Source organism: Inquilinus sp. (assembly GCF_039594555.1).
In the GTDB taxonomy this organism is placed as follows: Bacteria; Pseudomonadota; Alphaproteobacteria; order DSM-16000; family Inquilinaceae; genus Inquilinus.
Window position 1 is genome coordinate 1 of sequence record NZ_JBCNNF010000290.1, and the last position, 8,974, is coordinate 8,974.

The 8,974-nt window shown below is 69.6% G+C and carries 13 protein-coding genes; 9 read left to right on the top strand and 4 right to left on the bottom strand.

Translation table 11 applies throughout. The features are described 5' to 3' along the window. Both pyrB and ABDW35_RS25540 read right to left on the bottom strand, forming a co-directional pair. Nucleotides 1-765, bottom strand: a 765-nt coding sequence (pyrB, locus tag ABDW35_RS25535) for an aspartate carbamoyltransferase (RefSeq protein WP_343716677.1), incomplete at its 3' end; no start/stop codon positions are given. 60 nt (nucleotides 766-825) lie between these two features. Beyond that, nucleotides 826-1,839 carry a sugar-binding transcriptional regulator gene (locus ABDW35_RS25540; protein ID WP_343716678.1) on the bottom strand — a complete coding sequence of 338 codons (1,014 nt, stop codon included), beginning with the start codon at nucleotides 1,837-1,839 and terminating at the stop codon, nucleotides 826-828. Between the two features lie 248 nt (nucleotides 1,840-2,087). Between ABDW35_RS25540 and ABDW35_RS25545 the strand changes: the two genes are divergently transcribed. Next, the gene (locus ABDW35_RS25545; protein ID WP_343716679.1) at nucleotides 2,088-2,429 is read left to right on the top strand and encodes a hypothetical protein; all 342 of its coding nucleotides are present in this window, start codon (nucleotides 2,088-2,090) and stop codon (nucleotides 2,427-2,429) included. A gap of 101 nt (nucleotides 2,430-2,530) precedes the next feature. Next, nucleotides 2,531-2,863, top strand: a complete 333-nt coding sequence (locus ABDW35_RS25550; protein WP_343716680.1) for a hypothetical protein — start codon at nucleotides 2,531-2,533, stop codon at nucleotides 2,861-2,863. Nucleotides 2,864-2,875: 12 nt separating this feature from the next. On the opposite strand, the gene ABDW35_RS25555 is transcribed toward ABDW35_RS25550, so the two are convergent. Continuing rightward, a complete protein-coding gene (locus tag ABDW35_RS25555) occupies nucleotides 2,876-3,886 on the bottom strand; it encodes a zinc-binding alcohol dehydrogenase family protein (protein ID WP_343716681.1) in 1,011 nt (336 codons plus the stop codon). A gap of 164 nt (nucleotides 3,887-4,050) precedes the next feature. Between ABDW35_RS25555 and ABDW35_RS25560 the strand changes: the two genes are divergently transcribed. The 7 genes from ABDW35_RS25560 (at nucleotide 4,051) to ABDW35_RS25590 (ending at nucleotide 8,607) form a co-directional block, all read left to right on the top strand. After that, complete coding sequence (locus ABDW35_RS25560) at nucleotides 4,051-4,881, top strand: ABC transporter ATP-binding protein (protein ID WP_343716682.1); 831 nt, start codon at nucleotides 4,051-4,053, stop codon at nucleotides 4,879-4,881. Beyond that, a complete protein-coding gene (locus tag ABDW35_RS25565; RefSeq protein ID WP_343716683.1) occupies nucleotides 4,871-5,680 on the top strand; it encodes an ABC transporter permease in 810 nt (269 codons plus the stop codon). Before ABDW35_RS25560 ends, ABDW35_RS25565 begins: the two co-directional genes overlap by 11 nt. Before the next feature lie 13 nt (nucleotides 5,681-5,693). Then, nucleotides 5,694-6,710, top strand: a complete 1,017-nt coding sequence (locus ABDW35_RS25570; RefSeq protein ID WP_343716684.1) for an ABC transporter substrate-binding protein — start codon at nucleotides 5,694-5,696, stop codon at nucleotides 6,708-6,710. A 21-nt stretch (nucleotides 6,711-6,731) separates the two neighbouring features. Beyond that, nucleotides 6,732-7,229, top strand: a complete 498-nt coding sequence (locus tag ABDW35_RS25575) for a hypothetical protein (RefSeq protein ID WP_343716685.1) — start codon at nucleotides 6,732-6,734, stop codon at nucleotides 7,227-7,229. A 108-nt stretch (nucleotides 7,230-7,337) separates the two neighbouring features. Beyond that, entirely contained in the window at nucleotides 7,338-7,802 is a 465-nt protein-coding gene (locus ABDW35_RS25580; protein WP_343716686.1) for a VOC family protein, read from the top strand. Next, entirely contained in the window at nucleotides 7,799-8,134 is a 336-nt protein-coding gene (locus ABDW35_RS25585; protein ID WP_343716687.1) for a metalloregulator ArsR/SmtB family transcription factor, read from the top strand. Before ABDW35_RS25580 ends, ABDW35_RS25585 begins: the two co-directional genes overlap by 4 nt. Then, a complete protein-coding gene (locus ABDW35_RS25590; RefSeq protein WP_343716688.1) occupies nucleotides 8,131-8,607 on the top strand; it encodes an SRPBCC family protein in 477 nt (158 codons plus the stop codon). Before ABDW35_RS25585 ends, ABDW35_RS25590 begins: the two co-directional genes overlap by 4 nt. Nucleotides 8,608-8,623: 16 nt before the next feature. Here ABDW35_RS25590 and ABDW35_RS25595 read toward each other — a convergent pair. Then, nucleotides 8,624-8,974: PIN domain-containing protein (locus ABDW35_RS25595; RefSeq protein WP_343716689.1), on the bottom strand; the 351-nt coding region annotated here is incomplete at its 5' end.

The following is an 8,974-nucleotide window of genomic DNA, read 5'->3' on the forward strand; positions in this document are numbered from 1 at the left end:
GATCTGGAAGTCCGGCGCGTAGTCGGCCGACAGCTCGCCCTCGGCGAAGCGCTCCTTCTGCACCCGCGTCGCATAGATCAGGTCGGCCTTGGCGACGCCGCGCGTCACCTCGTCATGCTCCTCGACCCTATGGCCGCGGCTGCGGGCGTGCTCGACCAGCTCGGCCGGCATGCGCAGCGGTTCGGGCGAGACCAGGCTCAGCGTCAGGCCCTGATACAGCGACAGGATGTGGATCAGGGAATGCACCGTGCGGCCGTATTTCAGGTCGCCGACCAGGGCGATGCGGGCGCCGTCGACCGGTCGGCCGATCCGCGCGAACTCCTTCTCGATCGTATAGATGTCCAGCAGCGCCTGGGTGGGGTGCTCGCCGGCGCCGTTGCCGCCATTGATCACAGGGATGTGCGTCGCTGCGGCGAATTCATGGATCGCCCGCTCCTCCGGATGGCGCATCACCACCGTGTCGACATAGCCCGCGACCACCCGGGCGGTGTCGTAGATCGACTCGCCCTTGGCGATCGAGGAGAAGGTGAAGCCGGTGGTGTTGACGATCGCGCCGCCCAGGCGCTGGAAGGCGGCCTCGAAGCTCAGTCGGGTGCGGGTCGACGCCTCGAAGAACAGGCTGCCCAGCACCGCCCCCTCCAGCACCCGCGTGGTGGCGCGGCCCTGGGCCACCGGGGCCAGCAGGTCGGCGACGCGGAACACCGCGGCGAGCGAGTCGAGGGTCAGCTCGCGCGTCGAGAGGAAGTGCTTGCCCTGGAAGTCCATGGTATCCGCCCGTAGTCCGGAGGGGCGCCGAAGCCGGCGCCGGTGCGGAGCCGAGTCTTCTCAGCCTTCGCCGTCTTCCGCAAGCCGTTCCGCCAGCTTCTCGTCGGTGATCAGGACGTTGACGCAGCGGCGGCGCAGCGCGGCGCGGATGATCTCGAACTTGTAGCCGCCGCCCGAGGCCAGCACCACGGTCGGGATCCGGGCCAGGTCGTCCAGCGACAGCGCCACCATGCGCCGGTTCAGCGGGTGGTCGACCGGCCGGCCCTCGACGTCCAGCCAGGTGCCCAGCACGTCGCCGACGGCGCCGGCCGCGCGCAGCGCCGCGACCTCGCGGTCGACCACGCCCAGCGCCAGCATCAGGTTCTGGTCGGAGACGTTGCCGACGCTGACCAGCGCCAGATCGGCCGATTTCGCCTTGTCGGTGATGTCGCGCAGCACGCCACGGCTGAGCAGGCTGTCGCGCTGGGCCTCGTCATCGGCATAGACCGGGGCGGCCAGATAGAAGCGGTCGGCGTCGTGCAGGTCGGCGAAGCGCGACACGATCTCGAAGGTGTTCTCGCCGGAGCCGCGGGTCATGCTGCCGATCAGCGAGACGACGGACAGGTCGGTCATTTTCCGCCGCCGCATCGACTGCAGGCCCAGGCGCAGGGTCAGGCCCCAGCCGATGCCGACCAGCATGCCGTCATGCACCGCATTCTCGACATAACCGCCGAGGGCGACGCCGATGGCCGCGCGGATCTTGTCCTCGTCGCGCGGCGTCGGCACCACCACTGCATCGCGCAGCCCGTAGCGGCGGATCAGCGCCCGCTCCAGCGCCACGCAGGAGGCGAGGGGGGACTGGATGCGGATCTGGATGATGCCGTTCTCGCGGCACAGCTGCAGGATCCGGTTCACCCGCAGCCGGGTCAGGCCCAGCCGCTCGGCGATCTCGGCCTGGGTCAGGCCTTCGACGAAATAGGCCCAGGCGATGCGGATCTGCTGCTGCTCCTCGGGATCGACCGGCGGGTCGGCCGACTCCGCCTCCGGCAGCCGCCGGCGCGTCTTCACGGTGTCCAGGCGGCGCGTCTCGCTCATCGTGTCCGGTCCGGCGTTTCCCGGCCACCATGGTGGGGGCAGGGGCGGCGCGCTGCAAGCGGTCCCAAACGGAACGGGCCGCACCGGAGTTCCGGTGCGGCCCGCTGCCTTTGCGATGATCGGACCATAGCAAATCCGGCCGCACCCGACCAGCCGGGAAACGGCAGGCCAGACCCGGGCGGGCGCGAGGGTTGCCGGCGGCGGTCCCGCCGCCATCTCAGGCGACGTGACACGATGGGGGAGGCGGGATGCGCAAGGGCGATCTGACTCGGCTGATCCGGATCCTGGGGATGCTCGGCTCCGACCATGACGGCGAGCGGGCGGCCGCGGCCCTGGCGGCGGACCGGCTGGTGCGCGGCAGCGGCTGGACCTGGTGGGACCTGCTGGCGCCGGCCCGGGTGTCGCGGCCGATCCGGTCGCAATGGATGGACCCGCTCACCGACCGGCTGGCCGCGGCGGATTCGCGGATGCGGCAGCTGCGCAGCGAGAACGCCCGACTGCAGGAGGAGATCCGACGGCTGAAGCGCCGGCTGGACCTACGCGCCCGGCCGTTCCGGCCGGCCGAGGACAGGCCGCCGGCCGCGCCGTGACCGTGATCGCCTGACGCACGCAGGCTTCACGGAGGATTAACGGCCGCTCGCCCAGGGTGAAGCCGGTCGGGACCCATTGCCGAATCAGCAGAGGACTGGCGATGTCCGTGGGAAAGCGCAGCTATTACGATCTGTTCTCGGCGCCGCTGGTGAAGCGATACCTGGACAGGCTCGACCGGGTGCAGGACCGCTGGGAGGTGCACTTCCTGCGCCGGGGCTATGACTTCCTGCTGCGGGACATCCCGGAGGGCGCTATCTCGGCGCTCAACTATCTGGATCTGCCGCACGAGCACCGCAAGACGGCCTTCGCCGGCGAGATGCCGGCGATGCCGATGACGAGCGGAGAGGCCCGGAGTATCCGCCGGGGGCTCGAGCACCTCCTCGCCGAGGCCGAGCAGGGGAGCGCTGCCGGCCTGGCGCCGGAGTTCGGCTGAAGGCCTGCGGGATCAAACCTCGACCAGCGCCTTGATCACCCCGGCCTCCGGGCGGCTCCAGCCCGGCACCAGAGCCGGCACCTCGGCCAGGGCGCCGCGATGGGTGCCGAGCGCCGCGGTCGGCACATGGCCGGCCTTCATCGACGCCAGCACATGCTCGAAATCCTCGCGGGTGGCGTTGCGGCTGGCCAGCAGCGTGGTCTCGCGCTTGTGGAATTCGGGGTCGGAGAAGCCGATCTCGCCCATGACGATGCTCAGCAGCACGTAGCTGCCGGCATGGCCGACATAGGAGAAGCCCTTGTGCATCGCAGCCGGGCTGCCGGTGGCGTCGACCACCAGGTCGAAGAACTCCCCATCGGTCGCCTGCTTCAGCCGGTCGTCGATGTCGCCGCCGCCCTCGAACACCGCGTCGGCCTTCAAGACGTCGCGGCTGAAGGCGAGGCGCCCCGCATTCAGGTCCAGCACGCTGACATGGGCGCCACGCAGCTTGGCAAAGATGGTGGCGGCGATGCCGATCGGCCCGGCGCCGACCACCAGCACCCGGTCGCCCGCGCCCGGCGCGCCGCGGCGGATGCCATGCGCGCCGATCGCCAGGAACTCGACCATCGCCGCCTGGTCGACACTCAGCCCCTCGGCGGGCACGACGTTCTCCTCCGGCAGCGACAGGAACTCGCACAGGCCGCCGTCGCGATGCACGCCCAGCACCGACAGGGTGCGGCAGCAATTGGTGCGCCCGCGGCGGCAGGCGCCGCAGGTGCCGCAATGCAGATAGGGCTGGATGGCGACGACCTGGCCCGGGCGGAAGGCGCTGCCGGCATCGGCCTCCACCACCTCGGCGCCCAGCTCGTGGCCGATCACGCGGGGATATTCGAAATAGGGCTGGTTGCCCTTGTAGATGTGATAGTCGGTGCCGCAGATGCCGACCCGGCGGATCCGCACCAGCACCTCGCCCGGGCGGCGCTGCGGCTCCGGCCGGTCGATCAGGCGCAGGGTCTCGGGCTTCTCGCAGAGGATCGCTTTCATCGTCGGTCCATGTCGGGCTTCGCGGTGGGGGTGGCCCCAAATTGATCGGACAAATCGCGATTGTCGAGCGCGTTTGACTGGAAAGCCGGGCCGGATATGGGACAGACTTGCCGCCTTGAGTCCCAGAGGCCCGCCCAGGGCCGACCATCCGGGGGAAGCCAGGAGTGCAGAGAGTCGCCGAGGCGGCACGCAGCGGGAATGCGCCGCCGGCCATCGCGTTTTCCGGGATCTCGGTCGCCTATCCGCTGAAGGGTGGCGGGCGTTATGTCGCCCTGGGCGAGACCGACCTGGTGGTGGCGGATGGCGAGTTCACCGCCATCGTCGGCCCCACCGGCTGCGGCAAGTCGACCCTGCTGAATGTCGCCGCCGGGCTGGTGCCTGCGGCTTCCGGCGGCTGCTCGGTGTTCGGCAAGCCGTTGCAGGGGCTGAACCGCGACGCCGGCTACCTGTTCCAGGCCGATCCGCTGATGCCGTGGAAGACCGCGCGCGACAACGTCGCCGTCGGCCTCTTGGTGCGCGGCGTGGCGGCGAAGGAGGCGAGGGAGCGGGCGCAGGCTTGGCTGACCCGGGTCGGGCTTGCGTCGATGGGCGACCGCTATCCCCACCAGCTGTCCGGCGGTCAGAAGAAGCGCGTCGCCCTGGCCCAGATGCTGATCCTGGAACCCAAGCTCCTCCTGATGGACGAGCCCTTCGGCCCGCTCGACGCCCAGACCCGGATCGTGATGGGCGACCTGCTGCTGTCTCTGTGGTCGGCCGAGCGCAAGGCGGTGCTGTTCGTGACCCACGACCTGGAGGAGGCGATCGCCCTGGCCGACCGGGTGGTGGTGCTGTCGGCCGGGCCGCAGGCGCGGATCATCGCCGACCACCGGGTCGGGCTGGCCCGGCCGCGGGAGCTGGCCGAATCCCGGCACGACCCGGAGTTCGTGGCGCTGCACCGGGCGATCTGGGCGGCGCTGAAGGACGAGGTGATGAAGGCCTATGGCGATGTCGTCTGAGGTTGCCTTTGCAAAAGGGGGGCGCGGCCGCATCCTGGCCTGGCAGATCGCGGTCGCGGTGATCTGCCTCCTGGCCTGGCACATCCTGACGGCGACGAAGATCCTCGACCCGTTCTTCTTCGCCACGCCGCTGAGCGTAATCGAGCGCACCTGGAAGGATTTCGCCTCCGGCGTCATCTGGCGCCATCTCGGCGTCACCCTGCTGGAGACCGTGCTGGCTTTCGCCATCGGCTCGCTCGGCGGCGTCGCGCTGGGCTTCTGGTTCGCCCGGCGGGCCACGGCCGCGGCGGTGTTCGACCCCTACATCAAGGCCGCCAACGCGCTGCCGCGCGTGGTGCTGGCCCCGATCTTCGCGCTGTGGTTCGGCCTCGGCATCTGGTCGAAGGTGGCGCTGGGCGTGACGCTGGTGTTCTTCATCGTCTTCTTCAACGTCTATCAGGGCGTGCGCGAGGTCAGCCCGACCGTGCTGGCCAACGCCCGGATGCTGGGGATGAACGACCGGCAGCTGCTGCGCCATGTCTACCTGCCCTCGGCGCTGTCCTGGGTGTTCTCCAGCCTGCACACCTCGGTCGGCTTCGCCCTGGTCGGCGCCGTGGTCGGCGAATATCTCGGCGCCACCGCCGGGCTCGGCTACCGCATCGCCCAGGCCGAGGGCGTGTTCGACGTGGTCGGCGTGTTCTCCGGCATGCTGGTGCTGTCGGCCTTCGTGGTGGCGATCGACGCCGCCGTCTCGGTGATCGAGCGGCGGCTTCTGGTGTGGCGGCCGGAGAGCGCGGGCAGCGCCTCGGCCCAGGGATGACGGGAGGAAACGGATGAAGACCCTGCTGCGCGGAATCGCGCTGGTCCTCGGCCTGGCGCTGGCGGCGCCCGCGGCCATGGCGGCGCCGGAGAAGACGCATATCAATATCGGCGTCGGCGGCAAGCCGCTCTTGTACTACCTGCCGCTGACCATCGCGGAGAAGAAGGGCTTCTTCAAGGAGGAGGGGCTGGACGTCGAGATCAGCGACTTCGCTGGCGGTGCCAAGAGCCTGCAGGCGATGATGGGCGGGTCGACCGACGTCACCACCGGTGCCTATGAGCACACCATCCTGATGCAGGCGAAGGGCCAGGACATCCGGGCGCTGGTCGAACTGGGCCGCTTCCCCGGCATCGTGCTGGTGGTGCGCAAGTCGCTGGCCGGCGAGATCAAGTCGGTGGCGGACCTCAAGGGCCGCAAGATCGGCGTCACCGCACCCGGCTCCTCGACCAACTTCTTCGTCAACGCCCTCCTGGCCAAGGAAGGGCTGACGCCGGACGACGTGTCCTTCGTCTCGGTCGGCGGCGGCCCCAGCGCGGTGGCGGCGATGGAGCATGGCGAGATCGACGCCATGGCCAATCTGGACCCGGTGATCTCGAAGCTGCAGCAGACCGACGCCGTCTCGGTGCTGGTCGACACGCGGACGGAGGAGGGGGTGAAGTCGGTGTTCGGTGGCCCGGTGCCGGCGGCCGTGCTCTATGCCAAGAAAGACTTCATCGAGGAAAATCCGGAGACCACGCAGGCGCTGGTCAACGCCTTCATGAAGTCGCTGCGCTGGCTGGCCACCGCCAAGCCGGAGGATGTCGCCGCCGTGGTGCCGGAGGAGTATCTGCTCGGCGACCGCGATCTCTATGTCGCGGCGGTGAAGGCTTCCCTGCCGATGTATTCCCGCGATGGGCTGATCAAGCCGGAGGGGATGCAGACCGCGCTGGACATCCTGCACCGCTTCAGCCCGGAGCTGAAGGACGCGCAGATCGACCTGTCCAAGACCTGGGATCCGCGCTTCGCCGAGAAGGCCCAGGCGATCAAGTAGGACCACGAACGGAGCCCGCCAATGCGCTTCCTGATCCTGAGCCTTGCCGCCCTGGTCGCGACGGAAGCGCAGGCGGAGGGCTTCGCCGTTCACGATCTCTCGACCGTGGCGGAGGATGCGAGCACCGCGCTGGGGGCGGGCTTCATCCACAAGGCCGAACCCGGGCGCGTGACGCTGGTCTGCTCCGGCTGCCAGGGCGGGCCGATGATCGACATCAGGATCGGCCGCCAGACCGACGGCACGGAGCAGCGCGTGCGCTCGGGCCAGACCTCGATGGCCGATCTGGAACGGCTCTGCCAGGCCAAGGACCCGGCCTGCAGCCTGGCAGAGTTGAGCGTCTCGCCCGCGGTGGGGTGGCTGACCACATGGCCGATGGGGTCGTCCGCCGGTTCCACCGCCGTCATGCTGCGCGATGGCGACCTGCTGACGATCCGCTCCATCGCCGCCGATGCGGACACGGCCCAGGGCAATGCCGAGAAACTCGTGGAGGCCCTGTCGCCGAAGGTGATCGGCCGCTAGGCGCCCGTTCCGGCACCTTCCGCTGCCGCACAGAGGGTCGCTGAGATTTCTTGACTCGATATTTCTCCTTATCGTTAAATATTTCCATATTGGTGAAGGAGATGAGCCATGGCTGAGTCCGTCTCGCGCCCGGCGCTGACGCCGAGCGTGTTCTACAAGGACCCCTGGGCGGCCCTCGACTGGCTGGAGAAGGCCTTCGGCTTCGAGCGCTGCATGGTGATCACCGACCAGGACGGGAACCTGGCCCATTCCGAGATGCGGGTCGGCGGCGACGGGCTGATCTATGTCGGGTCGGAATGGGCGGAGTTCGTCGCCAGCCCGGCTTCGATCGGCGGCAAGAACACGCAGATGCTCCATGTCCGGGTCGATCGTGACATCGACGGACACTGCGCCCGGGCGCGGGCCGCGGGGGCGGTGGTCCCGCAGGGTCCGGCCGACCAGTTCTACGGCGACCGCACCTATCGCGCGACCGATCCGGAAGGCCATGTCTGGGTCTTCGGGCAGGCCATCCGCCAGGTCTCGCGCGAGGAGGCGGAGCAGGCCTCGGGGCTGAAGATCGAAGGCTGGATGTGAAACCAGCCGTTGCCAGCCTCGACCAGACCCTCGCGGCGCTGGCCGATCCGCATCGGCGGCGGGTGGTCGAGCTGCTGCGCGAGCGGCCGCGGCGGGCGGGGGAACTGGCGGAGGCGCTGGGCCTCAACCCGCCGGCGCTCAGCCGCCACCTGCGGACGCTGAAGGCGGGCGGGCTGGTCGAGGAGGCGCATCCGGAGTTCGATGCCCGTGTCCGCATCTACAGCCTGAGGCCGGAACCGATGGCCGATCTGAAAGCCTGGCTGGCCGAGACCGAGCGGCTCTGGGTCGACCAGCTCGCCGCCTTCAAGGCGCATCTGGAGCGACCGGAATGACTTCGCGCATCCTCGTCTCGCTGCGTGTCGACGCGACGCCGGAGCGGGCCTTCACCGCCTTCGTCCGCGACATCGGCCTGTGGTGGCGGCCCAATGCCCTGTTCCAGTTCAGCCCGGGCGCGCCCGGAATGCTGCGCTTCGAACAAGGGCCCGGTGGCCGGTTCACCGAGACCTATGTGGACGGGCGGGTGTTCGAGATCGGCCGGATCCTGGTGTGGGAGCCGGGACGCCGCTTGGTGTTCTCTTGGAGGCAGGCCAGCTTCACGCCCGACCAGGCCACCGAGGTCGAGGTCCGGTTCGACCCGGTGGACGACCAGACCCGCGTGACCGTCGAGCATCGCGGCTGGGACAGTGTGCCCCAGCAGCATGTCGCCCGGCACCGTTTCCCCGACGGGATCTTCCTGCAGCGCCACGGCGAATGGTGGCAGGCCCTGCTCGGGGCCTATCGGGGGACGGCACGGTTCGACGGGTAGGGGCGACGGTGCCCGGCTATCGCACCCAGGGCGACACCAGGTCGAGCCCGGTCGTCCGGAAATCCGCCAGGTTGCGGGTAGCCAGGCGGCCTCCATTGACCCGGGCGATGGCGGCGATCATGCCGTCGGGGGCCGACATCCCGGGGCCCTGGCGGGAAGCCGCGCCCATGATCTCGCCATAGGCCAGCGCGGCCTCTTCGGTCAGGCCGAAGATCCTGTCGGCAAACCGGCGCCGCCAATACGAAAGTTCCCGCTCCAGACGGGCCGCGCGCCGATCCGGCTGGATCTTCTGGATGCCGAAGGCGATTTCCGCGATCACCACCGTCGGCAGCGCCAGTTCGGCGTCATGCCGGATCAGCCAGTCGAT